Source organism: Roseibium sp. (assembly GCF_051016195.1).
In the GTDB taxonomy this organism is placed as follows: Bacteria; Pseudomonadota; Alphaproteobacteria; order Rhizobiales; family Stappiaceae; genus Roseibium.
This window is the reverse complement of record NZ_CP134616.1, coordinates 2921208-2937074: the sequence shown is the minus strand read 5'-3', so window position 1 is coordinate 2937074 and position 15867 is coordinate 2921208. Positions and strand designations below refer to the sequence as shown.

Genomic DNA, 15867 nt, shown 5'->3' with positions numbered 1-15867 from the left:
CGCGCCAGATTCAGGCTCATGAAATCAACATGTGCATCGAAGGGCTCGCCGCATTCGAAAAGCCCAGCCGATCACAATATCATTCATTGTTCCAAGGGGCGTACTTCGTGACCGAGATCGTTTTACCGCTTGTCATTTCCATGGGCGATCCGTCCGGCATTGGTCCGGAAATCATCGTCAAGGCGTTCGCGAACGGTAAAGCGGGCCACTGTGTCGTGACAGGGTGCCCAAGCGTCCTTCAAGGCACCGCCAAAGCACTTGGCTTCGACGTCCGTGTCCGGGAAATCGCCGCGATCGAGGAGGCTGCCCCAACTGTCGGGATCATCGACGTTCTTCGCACATCGCATGAACAGGCCTTTCCAACGGGAACTGTCTCGTCCGCAAGCGGACGTGCCGCCTTCGAGGCGATCGCTGAAGGTATCAGGCTGTCAAAGTCGGGCCGGGCATCCGGCCTCGTCACGGCGCCGGTTCACAAGGAGGCTCTTGCCAGGGCGGGTATCGATTACCCGGGCCACACGGAAATCCTGGCTGACCTGGGCGGTGCCGGCCACGTCGCGATGATGCTCGCGAATGACGATATCCGAACCGTCCTCGTGACGATCCACCTGAGTCTGCGGGACGCCATCGAAAGGGCGGATTTCGAGGCACAGATGGCGGCGATCCGCTTGGCGAACCAGGCCTGCCTTGATCTTGGCATTTCCAGGCCGCGCGTTGCCGTTGCCGGTCTGAACCCACATGCGGGCGAAGGAGGTCTCTTTGGCCGCGAGGAAATCGACGTCATTGCACCTGCGATCAGGGCGGCACGGAAGGAGGCGATTGACGTATCGGGGCCCTGGCCCGGCGACACCGTCTTCATGGCCGCACGCAAGGGCGAATACGATGTCGTTGTCGCGCAGTATCACGATCAGGGCCTTATTCCGGTGAAATATCTGGGAGTGGAAAAAGGGGTCAACGTCACCCTGGGCTTGCCCTTTGTGCGCACATCGCCCGATCATGGCACAGCTTTCGACATTGCCGGCAAGGGCATCGCGGACACGGGAAGTCTTGTCACGGCTATTGAATATGCGCGTCGGCTCTCCGCAACGCGCCAACACAACGAGGAGGCCGCCTGATGGGGCTGCGTTTCATCTTCATGCTCACCCGGAACGACCGCACGGTGGCCGAGGCCGCAGAGCATCTTGAAATCGCTCTTTCACTGGGCGTCCGCCATATCGGCTTCAAGGATGTCGGCCTGCCGATTGAAGAATTGAAGGCGCTCAATTCCAAGATAAGGGCCAAGGGCGCGACGTCCTACCTGGAAGTGGTCAGCCTCGACCGCGACAGTGAAGTGGCCTCGGCGCAGGCTGCCGTTCGGATCGGCGTCGATATCCTGCTGGGAGGCACGCGAGTGGACGATGTCCTGCCGGTCGTGAAAGGCACCCCCATCGAATATTACCCGTTCCCCGGCGAGATCGTCGGACACCCGAGCGTTCTGGAAGGCAGCCGGGACGACATCGTCGAAAGCGCCCGGGAAATGGCGGCCCGCGAAGGAGTTCACGGCCTTGACCTTCTGGCCTACCGCTCGCCGCTGGACGACATATCCGGGTTGATAGCCGCTGTCTGCGAAGCGGCCCAAAAGCCGGTGATTGTTGCCGGCTCAATCGCCGATCCGGAACGGATCGCGGCAGTGAAGGAGGCCGGGGCCGCCGGCTTTACCATCGGAACCGCCGCACTCGATGGCGACTACCCAAGCGACGGCGAAGGTCTGGAAGCCCAGCTCTCGGCAATCATTCGCGATGTGGCCGAACTCAACGGTCATCTGTCTCCCTTCGCAAAGAAGAATCTTGACCGTGCCTTCAGCACCTTTGACGACCACTGGGCCCCGCGCGTTGCCGGGCGGATCAACAACATGCTGATCAAGCTCGCCAAGTTCGAGGGAGACTTCACCTGGCACTTTCACGAGACGGAGGACGAACTCTTTCTGGTCCATCGCGGGCGGCTCCTGATGCGCTTCCGGGACCGGGAGGAGATCATCCAGGAAGGCGAATTCATCGTGGTGCCCCACGGGGTCGAACATTGTCCCGTCGCGCTGACGGAGACTTGCGAAGTCATTCTTCTGGAACCCGCCACCACCATCAACACCGGCACCGCGCAGGACAACCGCCGCAAGGAAGACCTCGCGATGGTCTAGGGGATGGACCCCGCTGCCATCTGCACTACTTTCATCTTCAAGACCGAGCGATGAAAACGGGACGCGTGTCGATGCTGCAGGAAAAACGTCACGATCTGGACGCCGAGAAGCGCAAGCAGCTGGTGCAGCGGCTTGTTGCCGAGTTGAGCCGGCTTGGCGGCGATCTCTATTACCAGCCGACGAGCCAGATTGCGTTGCAGATCAGGAATTACGCCGCTGGCGATGCGAAGCTCACTGCCGAGGAAAAAGCGCTGCTCGCCCCGCTCAGCCAGCGCGACATCGAAGTGCTGCTGAGCCTGCACTGATTGCGGCTTGCGAAGTGCATGCAGACAACCTCCGGCGCGGCAATTGTGAGCCGATGCTGTTTGTTCCAAAAGCCGGTCGGTGACGTCCACACAAACGTTCACATTCACGTGCGCTTGCAGATTCTGCATGGAAACAATTTCAGGTCGCGTTTAGTGTCGCCGGAATTTTTTTCTCCTGGTTTGCGCACATGAAAATTATCATCGACGGCTGGTGTATCGACAGCGATACGCGTCAGGCAACAAAGGAAGGCACTGTTGCGTCCTTGTCACCGCGCGCACTCAGGCTTTTGCTTGTACTTGCAGAAGCAGAGGGGCGGGTCTTGCAGCGGGGAAATCTCCTCGATCTTGTCTGGCCGAATGTTACCGTAAGTGACGAAAGCCTTTCGCAGGTCATTTCGGAGCTTCGCCGGAAGCTCCGCGACAGGGGCCTGATTGAGACAATTGCAAGGACCGGCTACCGGCTCACGAGACCCGTGATGCGCCCGCTCGAGATCGGGGTTCCGGCAGCAGCGGCGATCTGCGAGGGTGACTTCAATCTGGAAGCGCACGCACTTTGCCTCGAAGCCCGGAGTGAAATGGTCCGGTGTGGCGAAGGCTCACTTGAACGCGCTGAATACCTGACCGCAGAAGCCGTCGAGATCGCACCTGATTGCTCTTCCGTTCGCGCGGAACGCTCGATCGCGCTCGCACGCGCACATACCTACTGGTCGGAAGGCAGACACATTCTGAACGAGGCATGTGCGGAGGCCGAACTTGCGGTTTCGCTTGACCCCGGCTCGGCACTGGCACAGTCGGCGTTGGGATACGTGCATGCCCTGTTCGGCCGCTGGCAGGCTGCCGAACGTGGACATGCGCTCGCCCTCTCGGGAAACCCGCGCGACCCTTTGATCCTGCATAACGCGGCCTGGCACCTCATGTCCTGCGGCAAGCGGCGCGCTGCGCTATCCTATTTTGAACAGGTTGGAGACCTGGAGCCGCACAATATCAAGGGCTACCTGATTGCTGCACAGCTGTCGTCGTCTGACGATCCGTCCCGGTCCCGCCGCAATGCGGAACGCGCCCTGAAGCGAGCGCGGGCGCGCATAGAGGAAGATCCGACAGATCCGCGTGCGCTCACCGCCGCGGCCGTCCTGATGGCCCTGCTGGGCGAACGCCAGGCGGCTTATGCCTCGATGGACGATATTGATGTGCGCGGAAGCAGCCAGGCGATCTATCACGCCTCCGCCATGGCCCTGATCGGTGAGAGCGACGAGGCGATCCTGTTGCTGGAGGAGTTGTTCGACCATGGCTGGCGTGATGTATTCTGGCTTGACGCCGATCCCGGCCTCACAGGACTGAGGCAGGACCGGCGGTTCCGCCGCATGCGGCATGCCCTGGCCGCGGCCTGACGCCACTTTCAGAAATCTTTCACAAGTCGTTCAGGATCGCACCGGAGACAGGAGTTAGGAAAACGGCATTGAGCGCGCCATGACGGCGTGACATCCAGCAAAGGATTGCGATATGCCACTTTCCATCAATTCAGCGGCACCGGATTTCAAGGCCCACACGACCGAGGGAATGATCCAGTTTCACGACTGGCTCGGCGACAGCTGGTGCGTCCTGTTTTCCCATCCGAAAGACTTCACCCCGGTTTGCACGACCGAGATCGGGGCCGTCGCAAAGGTGAAGGACGAATTCGACCGCCGCGGTGTGAAGCTCATCGGGCTCTCCGTCGATCCGGTTTCAGAACATATGCGTTGGGCCGGGGACATTCTCACGGCCACCGGCCAGAGCCCGAACTTCCCGATGATCGGCGACCCGGATCTTCGCATCGCAAAGCTGTTCAAGATGCTGCCGGAAGACGCAGCAGGTGACAGCTCTTCCCGCACCGCCATGGACAACGCAACGGCACGAACCCTGTTCATTATCGGGCCGGACAAGAAGATCAAGCTGACGGTCTCCTACCCGATGACAACCGGCCGGAACTTCGACGAAGTGCTTCGTGTCATCGACAGTCTGCAACTCACCGCCAGACATCAGCTCGCCACCCCGGCAAACTGGATGGCGGGTGAAGACGTCGTGATCGTTCCATCCGTTAGCGACGATGTCGCCAGGGAACGCTTCCCGCGTGGCTGGGAAAGCCCGGTTCCCTACCTGAGACTGGTCGGGATGCCATCCTGACGCCGACTTTGGAGACGCAAGACATGTCACTTGAATTCACACGCCGCGGCTTCAGCCTCATGAGCCTGTCCTTGAGCCTCCTGGCTTTGCCGGGCACCGGACTTGCAGCCAAACCCGGCTATGCAAATCCCGGTCTGCTGGTTGGCCCGGAAGATATTGAAGGTCGGGACGATCTTGTCCTGATCGACGTGCGCAAGTCCGAAGAGTACGCAAGCGGACACATTCCTGGCGCCATGCAACTGGACCCCGATGCCGTCGCATCCGGCCACAGTCCGGTGACGGGTGCCCTCAGGCAGGTCACCGAGATCGAGCAGCTTCTGGGCAGGTTTGGGGTCACGGCCGCAAAACGTGTCGTCTTTTATGACGACCGTGGCGGTTTCCACGCGGCGCGCATGTTCTGGCTCCTCGAGTATCTGGGGCATCGCAATGTCGCCGTTCTTAACGGTGGTCTCAAGGCCTGGCGCGAGGCAGGTCTCCCGCTGTCCACCGAACCGGCAACCAACCCGGAAACGGTTTTCGCGGCTGCCCTCAGCCCCCGGCGCATCGCCACGGCGGAAGACGTGCTGCAGCGCCGCTCGGATCCGGGAAGCATCCTGATCGATGTCCGGCCGGAAAAACTCTACTTCAAGGGTCATATCCCCTGGGCGATGAACATTCCCTGGGCGCGCAATCTGGACCCGGACGGGAAGTTCCTGCCGGCTTCTGATCTGAGATCCCACTTCGCGGCATTCGGCGTGACGGAGGACCGGAAGATCATCATGCATTGCCAGACGGGTCTGGCCTCGTCCCACAGCTACGCGGCACTTCGGCTGCTCGGCTTTCCGAGGGTACAGGTCTATCACCGCTCGTGGGCCGAATGGGGAAGCGATCCGGATCTGCCGACGACAATCGGTTGACACGCAACGGGCGCGGGCCTTGTTCGGCCCGCGCTATGCTTGCGCCTTCTTTCTACGCAACCCAGTAAAATCTCGCCTGCATTGTCACAAAGGACCAGCATTCGATAATTTCTTGGCTGAAACAGGCGTTTTCCAGATTGTACCCATAGCTTTTTTTCGTATGATGCGGTCACTGACATAAGAAATAACTGGTATTCATTTCGCCCTCGGAGCGGCAATACTACCCGGAAGCTATTGGTCGAACCGATGATGCGTATTTTCGCTCTGCTCTTTTTACTTGCTCTTACGTCAATCGCACACTCCCAGACCCGGCAGGAAACTGCATCTGCATCAGACCACCGCACCTGCGCCGTCCCGGACTTGCGCACGCATATCAGACCTGATCCGGAGGGCGTGCCAACCGTCATATTGACGGGTGTCCGGGTCATCGACATTCGCGAAATCAACGATGTCGACCAGACGATCACGATCGATCTTGCGATCCGCCGCATGTGGCAGGACGACCGGCTCGCGGGCCTGGAAGGCTGCAAACTGGATGTTGCATCCGTCTGGTTCCCGGAGTTGGTTCTGCTGAACTCGGGACGGCTATTCGAACGCTGGCCGGAAACGGTGACGATCGGTCCGGGTGGAGCGGTCACATATCTTCAGCGTATTTCAGGCACCCTTGCCAGTTATCACGCGCTGCGCGACTTCCCGTTCGATTCTCAGGCGATCGATCTGAGCTTCATTCTACTGGACTATGAACCGGAGGAAGCCCTCATAGAACTCGATGCGGAGTTCGTCGGGATCTACGACATTCTCAACATTTCCGACTGGCGCATCAAGGGCGTGGCGGCGCAGATCGATAACGGCTTCGTCGCTGATGCATTCGACGAAGTCCGGACGAAACTGGATCTGACGATCGAGGCCGAACGCATCCGCGCGTTCTATGTCTGGAAGATCATTTTGCCGATCTCGCTCATCGTCTTCATGTCATGGAGCGTTTTCTGGATCGACCCGGCGCAATACGGCCCTCAAATCGGCCTGTCGGCGACCTCCATGCTGACGATCATCGCGTTCATCTTTGCGGCAACCAACATGCTGCCGCCGCTCGGATACTTCACGCTGATGGATTTCTTCATCGGCGGCGCGACCATATTCGTGTTTCTGGCGCTTCTCGTCTCGCTCACGACGACGTATCTGAACACGATCCAGTTCCGCGAGAGTGCGAAGATCCTCGACAAGGCCTGCCGCTTCGTCTTCCCGCTCGCCTATGCGGCCTTCAACTGGTTCGTTTTCCGCAGCGTGTTTTGAGGAGGAAGGAGAGAGCACTTGCAGATCAACCGAGGCTGGCTCCGTAACCGATGGACCAGGCGTTTGACAATGGTTTCAAGCCACTGTTTTGGAAGCGGCCAAGACTACCGCAGTCCCCGTATACTCTTCAATGAGGGCCTGCAAGTCGCCGCGGGGGATTGGATGGCTCAGCAGAAACCCTTGCACGAAGTCGCAGTTCAGCTCCTTGATGACAGCCATCTGTTCATCCGTTTCCACGCCTTCGGCAGTTGTCGTAATGCCCAGTGTCGCGCTCAGGCTGACGATCGAGTTCAAGATAGCTTGTGATTTCCGGGTTTTCTGTCCGGTTTCGCTTACGAACGAACGGTCGATTTTCAGGTTGTCGAACGGAAAGCGCCAGAGATAGTTCAAACTCGAGAATCCGGTCCCGAAATCGTCCAGCGACAGTCTCACGCCGGCAGTATGCAAGTCTTGCAACTGGGTCAGCACGCTTTCGGGAATGTCAACCAGAACGCTTTCGGTTACTTCCAGCTGCAGTTTTCCGGTCGCCAGATCCCCGCGCTCAAGAGCGTCTGCAACGATGGTGTGAAGACGTCCGCTGGCGAACTGAACAGTCGAGAGATTCACCGAGACGATCAGATCATGTGGCCAGTTCGCCGCTTCCAGACAGGCTTCCTTCAGGATCCACTCGCCGATCTCATCCATCATGCCCATCTCTTCGGCGATCGGAATGAAGACGTCAGGAGGAAGGAACTGCCCGTTTCGGGACAGCAGGCGCAAAAGCGCTTCAAATCCTACCAGTGTACGGTCTTTGGTCTGATAGATGGGCTGATAGTGGAGCTCGAACCTGTCCTTGCGCGCAAGCGCGTAGCGCAATTCCTCCTCGAGTTTGAGCCTTTCGCGGCGGGCCTCCCGCATCGACGGACAAAATCCGACGGTGAGGCGTCTGCCGCGGTTCTTGGCGACATACATCGCCATGTCCGCGCTGCGCACGAGTTCGTCAAGACCGTTGCCGTCCCTGCCGGAAATCGCATAACCGACACATGCCCCGATATTCAGGTCGTGGCCGGAAACCTGGAATGGCCGGGACAGGTCCGCGACGATCCGGTCACCCAGCCGCTGAACACGTTTTTCGCTGAAGTTGCGAATGGCGACGAGAAACTCGTCGCCGCCATACCGGCATACCAACCCGCTTTGCCCGGCGATTTCGCTCAATCGCTCTGCAACGGCGACGAGAAGATCATCGCCGACTTCATGCCCCAGAAGATCGTTGATGTTCTTGAACTTGTCGAGATCAACGAACAGCACCGACACTGTCGCACCTGACCTGATAAGCGAGGTCACCTCGTTTCCGAAGGACTCGCGATTCAGGAGCCCGGTCAGGGCATCATGTGTGCGGACGTGACCGAGCGTTGAAGAAACAGTGTCCTTTTCCTTCTTCAAGGCGTGGATGATGACCGCCGACGGCAGGACGAGGGCAGCCAGCGCGAAGGTCAGCAAGACATACATCATGTGGTCCAGCGATTTTTCCAGCTGCTGAAACTGGGCTGTATGGTCGATTTCGAGGTAGAGAAATCCCTTTAGATCACCGTCAAGTTCGATCGGGACGACGGCCTTTGAGTGATGCGCGCCGGTTGTGGACGTGTTCCCGTCATCCAGCATAAGAACGATGCCCGTTTGTCCGTTGAGGATGGGCGCGACCAACCCCTGCGACATCGTTACATCGTTTTTACCTTGACGGCTCGCATCATCTTGCATGCCGGAGAGCTGAGCATGCTGTGGGCTGCCTCCAGCCGAAACCTCTTCATCTTCGGCGTTGGAATGCTGGTGATTGTGGTGTGCGTGCGCATGACCCGCATCATCGGGCTGCGCCGCTCCTGTTCGGGCGGAAACGCCATTCGAATCGTAAAGCAGCTCCAGCTCTTTGTCATAAAGCTTGGTCCTGAAAACACCGTCCCCGTCGGACTTCCTCACATCAAGCATGTGATAGCTGTGCGGTGACGCTTGTCCGCCGCCCAGGATCACATCCAGCTCCGGCGTCGACTCCGTCAGATAGCTGGCCCATTGCAGAGCAGTCAGCTCGGAGGCGGATTTCAGGGACTTTGTAACGAAATTCGAAGCCATGTAGGGACCGACGACGGCAACAAGCACGAACCCGAGCGCGATTGCGAAGTATCCAATCCCGACCGAGTTCCTGAAGCTCTTCATGTCCCATCCACACTGATTGCGACTGCGCGCGGGTTCCGGCTTCGAAAGCGCGGTATCAAACGGACGTCCGGCGATGCAGCCCGGAAGAATTTCGTTCTCAAAATCGCATCCGCCGACATCTCGACCCGGTTGACCGCTGTGTGACCGCCTGCTGTTCCTTTGAACCTCTGCCGGAACTGGCGAAACGTAAGTTTCTCTAAGTTAGATCAAAGCATAACTATGCCCAATACGGGCATGATCGGGCAAATTATATTCATCATGTAAAAATACTATTATTTTTTCGAAATCAATTTATCACGCGCAAAAGTTTTATATTAAATGTCTTCAATAAGTATTATTGACAAATCTGACAGCAGCACATTCATCACATATTTCGCTACGTAATCCGTATTGAAGTGCTTGAATGGCGAGACGTCTCAAGCCGACAACGTCTCGTGGATGAGACAACTCAAGTGCGGCCCGCGCATCAGCCGGACTGTTCCATCAAGGCACGTTCAAGCAATCCTCGCAGCACCTCTTCTTCCTGTTTGGAAATCGGCGCAAGGATCTCTCCGATCGTTTCCGCGACAGCTTTGCGGAGTTCATCGACCACTGTTTCCCCCTCCCTCGTGAGATAAACCAGGCTCACGCGCGCGTCTTCCGGGGACGCCTTGCGCGCAACCAGGCCTTTCGTTTCCAGCGAGCGGATCGTGCGTGTCATCTGTGACTTGTCGCGCGCGACGCGGCGCGTCAGCTCGTTCAGTCCGGGACAGCCCATGTCGGCGAGCGTCAAGAGAACAATGCCACCTCCCGGGCCAACCCGTTCCCTGTCAAACGCATGCGACTTGGATTGAAGGCCGAAGTGAATTTTCCGCATGAAGCGGTCGATAAGAAGTGCCAGTTCAGTGTTTTGCATAGCCACAATAATGTTGACTTTATCCACTAAGTCAGAATAGTGGATAAAGTCCACTTATTTAACTCCGCTTCGGCGGTCAGACCGACTCGGATCAGGAGATGTTCAATGACCGGCAATCATAGGCATGCACTCAAGGCGGCGGCAATCCTCTGGGTCATCTGGGGACTTGTTCACATGTTCGCTGGTATCATGACAATCGGTCAGGAGACATCCGCAGCCGTGGCGGGAGTTGCTGATGCTGTCGATCCTGCGCTGCTGGCAAGCGATTATCACGCAGCCGTCGGCGCACTCATAAACCAGCACGGTTTCAACCTGCTGTGGATCGGGGCCTTTACGGTGGTTGGCGGTGTCTTTGTCTGGCGCGGGTCGGTTACCGCAATCTTCATGACCGCCATTGTCGGCTGGGTGACCGATGTCGGTTATTTCATTTTCATGGACCTTGGTGGCTACGTGCACTTCGTGCCGGGCACGGTCATGACGATCGTGTCCACCGCCGCTGTCGCACTCAGTTTCTGGACCTATGCCACAGGTCTCCGGCAACAGGCGGGTCCAGTGAATTGAATGGCAAAGGCCGTTGAAGGACGGTCTGGCTCTGCGGGGATCATCCGGGCGCATTTGCACGCCCGGATGGCAATCTGCTCAGGCCTTTTTGGCGCGGCGGCGGGCGATGAAACCCATGGCACCAAGACCGCCAAGCAGCAGTGCACCACCTGCCGGCAGCGGCACCGGCGTCGGTGACGCTTCGATATCGATCGTAAAGAGAACGGTATCCGATGTGATCAGACCCGCATCGGCGACCCCGAACAGGGCTTCAAGCGCACTGAAACCGTTGCCACCCTGACCGTCGTCAATGTCGAGGAGACGCTGGATGACACCGCCTTCAGCGACACCGTCCTGGATATCCTGGCCGGGAAAGGCCGCGCCGAGCAACTGGTTCACCTCGGTTCCGGCATCCCAGATGGAGCTTCCCGTGATCTCGATCGTCTGTTCGATCAGGTTGCCCGCGCCATCGAAGATTTCGTAGGCGAATGGATCGTCATTGCCGAAAAACGTATCATTCGACGGCACGAACATCGACAGGAACGTCGCGTAGCGGTTCGTCGTCGGATCGGCGACATCGATGGTCAGCGTGCCTGATTCCCCATCCTGGATCGGTCCGCCCGGACCGAAGATGAAACCACCCTGCGAATTGGGCTCAACGGCAAGGCGCTCGCCGGCGATAAGGTTTGGCGGATTGGGTGGAACCGGCACTTCCGCGATTTGTTCAATGCCGGCGCTTGCCGCAGAACCTGCATCGAACGCGTCGAAACTACCGGAATGGAGACCCGTGTAAACAGGCGTCACCAAAAATCCGAACCCGTTGGAATTGTTGAAAGTAATGTCAATCGTGGCGGCCTGCGCCGTGCCTGCCATGAGCAGGCCCATCACGCCTGCCCCAAGCAGCGTTTTCAATGTTTTCATGTTGCCCTCCTGGTCAACCCGTTGGAAAGGCACCCGCGATTGGGTGCAGGCAGACCTTACGGGAACAGATCCCCGTTTCAGCTCACTTCGCTACACGTCCCGCACACATTCGCGCGAGACCCGACTTCCCTCAAGCTATTGTGAATGTTATTAAATTCTGGATCACTCGCTGTAATTTGATTTGATGGAAACAAGGCGTGAACCAGGGCGTTGAACGGACCTTGCGCGCCCTTTCGCAGAAACCTGATCGGTCTGGAATGAGGAAGCGCGCGCCTCACTTGCAAGCGAGTTTTTCCCAAGACCCGGCAACCCGTTTTTCCTTGCGCACCGTTTGCGCGAAGTGCGACGCTGACCGTCAATCAAACAGACAGGAAGCAAAAGAAAATGGTGCAGAACAGCTGGAACATCGCGGTCATTCCCGGCGACGGCATCGGCAAGGAAACCGTTCCCGAGGGCCTGCGTGTCCTGAACGCGGCACAGAAGCGCTTCGACCTCGGGTTTGAGTTCACCGGGCATGATTTCGCCTCCGCCGACTATTACGTGAAGCATGGTGAGATGATGCCACCCGACTGGAAGGAGCGACTGGGGGCGAGCGACGCACTCTTCTTCGGAGCGGTCGGATGGCCGGACATCGTTCCCGACCATGTTTCGCTCTGGGGCTCGCTGATCCAGTTCAGGCGGGAGTTCGATCAGTATGTCAGCCTGCGCCCGGCCCGTGCCATGCCCGGCGTGCCGCTGCCGCTGGCCAACCGCGAGCCCGGTGACATCGACATGATGATCGTGCGCGAGAACACCGAGGGCGAATATTCCTCGATCGGCGGCAAGATGTTCCCCGGCACCGAGCGCGAGATCGTCATGCAGGAAACCGTGATGAGCCGCACCGGCGTCGACAGGATCCTGAAATATGCCTTCGACCTGGCAGCACAGCGCGGCGGGCATCTGACATCGGCGACCAAATCGAACGGCATTTCGATCACCATGCCCTATTGGGACGAGCGGGTCGCAGAAATGGCGACACACTATCCGGATGTGAAGGTGGACAAGTATCACATCGACATCCTGACCGCCCAGTTCGTGCTGCATCCGGACTGGTTCGACGTCGTGGTCGCCTCGAATCTCTTCGGAGACATCCTGTCCGACCTCGGCCCTGCCTGCACGGGCACGATCGGTATCGCGCCGTCGGGCAACATCAACCCGGAAGGTAAATATCCCTCGCTCTTCGAACCGGTTCACGGCTCCGCTCCCGACATTGCCGGCAAGGGGATCGCCAACCCGGTTGGCCAGATCTGGGCGGCAGCGATGATGCTCGATCATCTGGGAGCGGCGGAGGCAAGCCGGGCGATTGTCACCGCGATCGAGCAGGTCCTGTCCGAACAGGCCCTCAGGACACCCGATCTCGGTGGCGCTGCGGACACGAAGACCTGCGGGGCGGCGATTGCCGACGCGGTCCTGGAGACTTCCTAGATGGCCTTGTCGCCATTCATGCAGGGCTTCACGCTTGAAACGGCGGCCGTGTCCGGCGTCGACATCAATTATGCCCGTGCTGGCGAGGGACCGCCTGTCCTGCTGCTTCACGGTCACCCGCAGACGCATATCGTCTGGCGCAAGGTCGCACCCCAACTCACCTCCGCCGGATACACGGTGGTCGCACCCGACCTGCGCGGATATGGCGACAGCGGTAAGCCGGAGAGCGATACCGAGAATCGGCCCTATTCCAAGCGGGTGATGGCTCGGGACCAGATCGCCCTGATGGCGAAGCTCGGCCACGACCGGTTTTCCGTCGTCGGCCATGATCGCGGCGGCCGTGTGGCGCACCGTCTGGCGCTGGATTTTCCGGACGCGGTGGAGCGCCTCGCCGTCCTCGACATCGCACCGACGCGCACGATGTACGCGCAGACAAACAAGGAATTCGCAACACGGTACTTCTGGTGGTTCTTCCTGATCCAGCCGTTTGACTTTCCGGAAAGGATGATCGGTGCCGACCCGGAATACTTCCTGCGGAGGCACATTTCCGGCCAGGTCAGGACCGAGGGCGCGGTTGGCGAGGACGCCATTGCCGAATATCTCAGAACCTATCGCAACCCGGAGACAATCCACGCAATCTGCGAGGACTACCGCGCCTCGGCGGGGATCGACCTGGAACACGATGAAGCCGACGCCCACCGGCGCGTTTCCGCACCGCTTCTTGCACTCTGGGGCGCAAAAAGCGTCGTCGGCGACCTTTACGACGTCCTGGCAACCTGGAAAGAAAAGGCCCCCAACGTGACCGGCTGCCCCCTCCCCTGCGGCCACGCCATCCCCGAGGAAGCGCCCGATGCGTTGACGGCAAAGCTGCTGGAGTTCCTGTCCGATCCCGAGGCGCGTGCCTGATCCGCTGCCGTCCGGATCGGAAAGCGCGATGAAAGAGACAACCACATCCTGAGGGAGGCCACAGGCCTGTCTCGAAGGATGGACAACCGGGCAATACCGTGCGACCCATCTTTCGGGACAACGCTGACGCGCGTCCGTAGCATGAGGAAAAATCAGCGGGCTGCGCGCCGGTTCGCGCTACCCAATCAGTGAGCTGATGACAGATCCGGGAACTCCGTCACCGGGCCGTCGGGATCGAGAATTCACCGATCGCAACGGCCTCCAGAAGAGCAGCTTCCGCAGCGCTGACGAGGCTTGTCCTGGGCGATCCTTCCCGGCTCGCAAGGCCCAGAACCCGGCTCGGGCTGTTATCGCCAAGAGACAGCATCTTCAATGGCAGGCGGCCGCTTTCGCGAATGCAGCGCTGCGGCACGATGGATATCCCGAGTTCTGCGGCGACCATGCTGGAGATCGCTTCAAGGCTTTCCAGCTCCATAGCATCGTTGACCGGGATGCCGTTGTTCTGCAGCCAGGTCTCGATCTGCCTGCCGACAACCGCGTCCCGGTTGAAGCGGATGAACGGGCGGGACCGCAAAAGCTCCACCGGGGCGAGATACTGCGTATTCTGCGAGACCAGAAGAACCAGCACTTCCTCGGCAAGCCTTGAAAAGCGCGTGGTTCTGGAGAGCATGTCCGGGCGCGAGATCACGGCCGCATGTATCTGGCCGCGATCAATCCCGGAAAGCAGTTGGTTCGACAGCCCGGGGACAATCCGCACACGTATGCCTGGATGACGTTTCTTCAGTTCCGACAGCGCAAGCGGCACAAGTCCGGTGAGGGTTGTTGGAACGGCACCCAGGATAAGCTCTCCGGAGATTTCGTCTTTCGGCGCCACCCGGTCGGCAAGGCTGTCATAGGCGGCGATGACAGCTTCCGCTTCGCCAACCAGCGCAAGTCCGGTCTCCGTCAGCTTCGGTGTCCGCTGGGACCGTTCGAACAAGGTCAGGTCCCAGCTCTCTTCCAGAGTGCGCATCTGCAGGCTGACCGCAGACGGCGTCAGGTTCTCCGCTTCTGCCGCGGCCCGGAAGCTGCCAAGCCGATGGATCGAAAGAAGCGTGCGCAGGGCGCGAATGCTCATGAACGGTCTCCCAGCGGACGGACTGCCTTGCCTTGGTTAAAATTTTCTCGTGTTTTGATAAAGAAATACTCGTTTTTATCAACTTGATTTTATGATTATGGTCACAGCCACTCACAAACATGCCGGATATTGACGAGGCTCCCAATGGTCGCTCCAAGGACAAACGATTATCGACTGATCACCGCAAAACCATTTGCACCGAACCTCGGTGCAGAGATCTACGGGGTGGATCTGAGCGAGCCTGTGCCGGACGACCAGTTCAATGAAATCCGTGATGCCTTCTTCCGCTACCAGGTTCTGTTCTTCAAGGAACAGAAGGAAATCCCGCCCGCACGGCACATCGCATTCGGCAAGCGCTTCGGCCCGCTGCACGCGCACCCGGCCGCGCCGACTATGGAAGGGTATCCGGAAATCTTCGAAATCCACGCCACAAAGGACTCCAAGGTGGCGAACGGAGAGTTCTGGCACTCCGACGTTTCCTGCGACGAGACGCCTCCGCTCGGCACCATGCTGCAAATCAACATCCTGCCGCCCTGCGGCGGTGACACCATGTTCAGCGATATGTACGCCGCCTACGACGATCTGTCCGAGCCCATGAAAAAGATGCTCGGCGGGCTCTCCGCACTTCACAGTTCCGAGCACATTTACAAAGGCCGCTACAGCGATCGGGGCCGCAAGGACGCCGACATCGAATGCCCTGAAGCAGTCCATCCGATCGTGCGCACGCACCCGGAGACGGGCCGCAAGTCGCTCTTCGTCAACAGAACCTTCACCACCCGGATCATGGGCCTCTCGGACCAGGAAAGCGACGCAATCCTGGAAATGCTCTTCGAGCACGCGGAACACATCAACTACCAGATCCGCTTCCGCTGGTCCCTCAATGACATGGCCTTCTGGGACAATCGCTGCTGCATGCATCGCGCGATCTGGGACTATTGGCCGGAGGAGCGCAAGGGCCGGCGTGTCACCGTCAAGGGCGAACGGCCGGTCTGACCGGCAAGGCCCCTGCCAGG

At 59.1% G+C, this 15867-nt stretch carries 15 protein-coding genes; 11 read left to right on the top strand and 4 right to left on the bottom strand.

Annotation, left to right across the window (positions count from 1 at the left end):
* Nucleotides 1-140 precede the first annotated feature (140 nt).
* The 7 genes from pdxA to RDA78_RS13500 all read left to right on the top strand — a co-directional run bounded on the left by pdxA (nucleotide 141) and on the right by RDA78_RS13500 (nucleotide 6824).
* Entirely contained in the window at nucleotides 141-1112 is a 972-nt protein-coding gene (pdxA, locus tag RDA78_RS13530; protein ID WP_434056144.1) for a 4-hydroxythreonine-4-phosphate dehydrogenase PdxA, read from the top strand.
* Nucleotides 1112-2170 (top strand): cupin domain-containing protein, encoded by a 1059-nt coding sequence (locus RDA78_RS13525; protein ID WP_434055819.1) that lies wholly within the window; start codon nucleotides 1112-1114, stop codon nucleotides 2168-2170. Before pdxA ends, RDA78_RS13525 begins: the two co-directional genes overlap by 1 nt.
* 71 nt (nucleotides 2171-2241) lie before the next feature.
* Nucleotides 2242-2475, top strand: coding sequence for a hypothetical protein (locus tag RDA78_RS13520; protein WP_434055818.1), 234 nt, complete (start codon nucleotides 2242-2244; stop codon nucleotides 2473-2475).
* Between the two features lie 188 nt (nucleotides 2476-2663).
* On the top strand, nucleotides 2664-3863 hold the full coding sequence (locus RDA78_RS13515; protein ID WP_434055817.1) for a winged helix-turn-helix domain-containing protein: 1200 nt from the start codon (nucleotides 2664-2666) through the stop codon (nucleotides 3861-3863).
* 112 nt (nucleotides 3864-3975) lie between these two features.
* Nucleotides 3976-4635: a peroxiredoxin gene (locus RDA78_RS13510; RefSeq protein WP_434055816.1), complete on the top strand. Its 660-nt coding sequence runs from the start codon at nucleotides 3976-3978 to the stop codon at nucleotides 4633-4635.
* A gap of 23 nt (nucleotides 4636-4658) precedes the next feature.
* Complete coding sequence (locus tag RDA78_RS13505) at nucleotides 4659-5531, top strand: sulfurtransferase (protein WP_434055815.1); 873 nt, start codon at nucleotides 4659-4661, stop codon at nucleotides 5529-5531.
* A 246-nt stretch (nucleotides 5532-5777) separates the two neighbouring features.
* Nucleotides 5778-6824, top strand: a complete 1047-nt coding sequence (locus tag RDA78_RS13500) for a hypothetical protein (RefSeq protein WP_434055814.1) — start codon at nucleotides 5778-5780, stop codon at nucleotides 6822-6824.
* Nucleotides 6825-6899: 75 nt separating this feature from the next.
* On the opposite strand, the gene RDA78_RS13495 is transcribed toward RDA78_RS13500, so the two are convergent.
* Entirely contained in the window at nucleotides 6900-9011 is a 2112-nt protein-coding gene (locus tag RDA78_RS13495; protein WP_434055813.1) for a putative bifunctional diguanylate cyclase/phosphodiesterase, read from the bottom strand.
* A 466-nt stretch (nucleotides 9012-9477) separates the two neighbouring features.
* Nucleotides 9478-9906, bottom strand: a complete 429-nt coding sequence (locus tag RDA78_RS13490; RefSeq protein WP_434055812.1) for a MarR family winged helix-turn-helix transcriptional regulator — start codon at nucleotides 9904-9906, stop codon at nucleotides 9478-9480.
* Nucleotides 9907-10011: 105 nt separating this feature from the next.
* Here RDA78_RS13490 and RDA78_RS13485 point away from each other — a divergent pair, with 105 nt between their 5' ends.
* Nucleotides 10012-10467, top strand: coding sequence for a hypothetical protein (locus RDA78_RS13485; protein ID WP_434055811.1), 456 nt, complete (start codon nucleotides 10012-10014; stop codon nucleotides 10465-10467).
* Nucleotides 10468-10545: 78 nt separating this feature from the next.
* Here RDA78_RS13485 and RDA78_RS13480 read toward each other — a convergent pair whose 3' ends face one another.
* Nucleotides 10546-11367 (bottom strand): spondin domain-containing protein, encoded by an 822-nt coding sequence (locus RDA78_RS13480; RefSeq protein ID WP_434055810.1) that lies wholly within the window; start codon nucleotides 11365-11367, stop codon nucleotides 10546-10548.
* Between the two features lie 384 nt (nucleotides 11368-11751).
* On the opposite strand from RDA78_RS13480, the gene RDA78_RS13475 reads away from it, so the two are divergent.
* A complete protein-coding gene (locus tag RDA78_RS13475; RefSeq protein WP_434055809.1) occupies nucleotides 11752-12831 on the top strand; it encodes a tartrate dehydrogenase in 1080 nt (359 codons plus the stop codon).
* Nucleotides 12832-13737, top strand: coding sequence for an alpha/beta fold hydrolase (locus RDA78_RS13470; RefSeq protein ID WP_434055808.1), 906 nt, complete (start codon nucleotides 12832-12834; stop codon nucleotides 13735-13737).
* 217 nt (nucleotides 13738-13954) lie between these two features.
* Here RDA78_RS13470 and RDA78_RS13465 read toward each other — a convergent pair whose 3' ends face one another.
* Entirely contained in the window at nucleotides 13955-14854 is a 900-nt protein-coding gene (locus RDA78_RS13465; protein ID WP_434055807.1) for a LysR family transcriptional regulator, read from the bottom strand.
* A 144-nt stretch (nucleotides 14855-14998) separates the two neighbouring features.
* On the opposite strand from RDA78_RS13465, the gene RDA78_RS13460 reads away from it, so the two are divergent.
* Nucleotides 14999-15847 (top strand): TauD/TfdA dioxygenase family protein, encoded by an 849-nt coding sequence (locus tag RDA78_RS13460; RefSeq protein ID WP_434055806.1) that lies wholly within the window; start codon nucleotides 14999-15001, stop codon nucleotides 15845-15847.
* Nucleotides 15848-15867 lie beyond the last annotated feature (20 nt).

Coding starts and splice junctions, on each gene's coding strand:
- RDA78_RS13505 (WP_434055815.1), top strand. CDS start 4,659: ATGTCACTTGAATTCACACGCCGCGGCTTCAGCCTCATGAGCCTGTCC.
- RDA78_RS13475 (WP_434055809.1), top strand. CDS start 11,752: ATGGTGCAGAACAGCTGGAACATCGCGGTCATTCCCGGCGACGGCATC.
- RDA78_RS13515 (WP_434055817.1), top strand. CDS start 2,664: ATGAAAATTATCATCGACGGCTGGTGTATCGACAGCGATACGCGTCAG.
- RDA78_RS13460 (WP_434055806.1), top strand. CDS start 14,999: ATGGTCGCTCCAAGGACAAACGATTATCGACTGATCACCGCAAAACCA.
- RDA78_RS13470 (WP_434055808.1), top strand. CDS start 12,832: ATGGCCTTGTCGCCATTCATGCAGGGCTTCACGCTTGAAACGGCGGCC.
- RDA78_RS13495 (WP_434055813.1), bottom strand. CDS start 9,011: ATGAAGAGCTTCAGGAACTCGGTCGGGATTGGATACTTCGCAATCGCG.
- RDA78_RS13480 (WP_434055810.1), bottom strand. CDS start 11,367: ATGAAAACATTGAAAACGCTGCTTGGGGCAGGCGTGATGGGCCTGCTC.
- RDA78_RS13485 (WP_434055811.1), top strand. CDS start 10,012: ATGACCGGCAATCATAGGCATGCACTCAAGGCGGCGGCAATCCTCTGG.
- pdxA (WP_434056144.1), top strand. CDS start 141: ATGGGCGATCCGTCCGGCATTGGTCCGGAAATCATCGTCAAGGCGTTC.
- RDA78_RS13465 (WP_434055807.1), bottom strand. CDS start 14,854: ATGAGCATTCGCGCCCTGCGCACGCTTCTTTCGATCCATCGGCTTGGC.
- RDA78_RS13520 (WP_434055818.1), top strand. CDS start 2,242: ATGCTGCAGGAAAAACGTCACGATCTGGACGCCGAGAAGCGCAAGCAG.
- RDA78_RS13510 (WP_434055816.1), top strand. CDS start 3,976: ATGCCACTTTCCATCAATTCAGCGGCACCGGATTTCAAGGCCCACACG.
- RDA78_RS13500 (WP_434055814.1), top strand. CDS start 5,778: ATGATGCGTATTTTCGCTCTGCTCTTTTTACTTGCTCTTACGTCAATC.
- RDA78_RS13490 (WP_434055812.1), bottom strand. CDS start 9,906: ATGCAAAACACTGAACTGGCACTTCTTATCGACCGCTTCATGCGGAAA.
- RDA78_RS13525 (WP_434055819.1), top strand. CDS start 1,112: ATGGGGCTGCGTTTCATCTTCATGCTCACCCGGAACGACCGCACGGTG.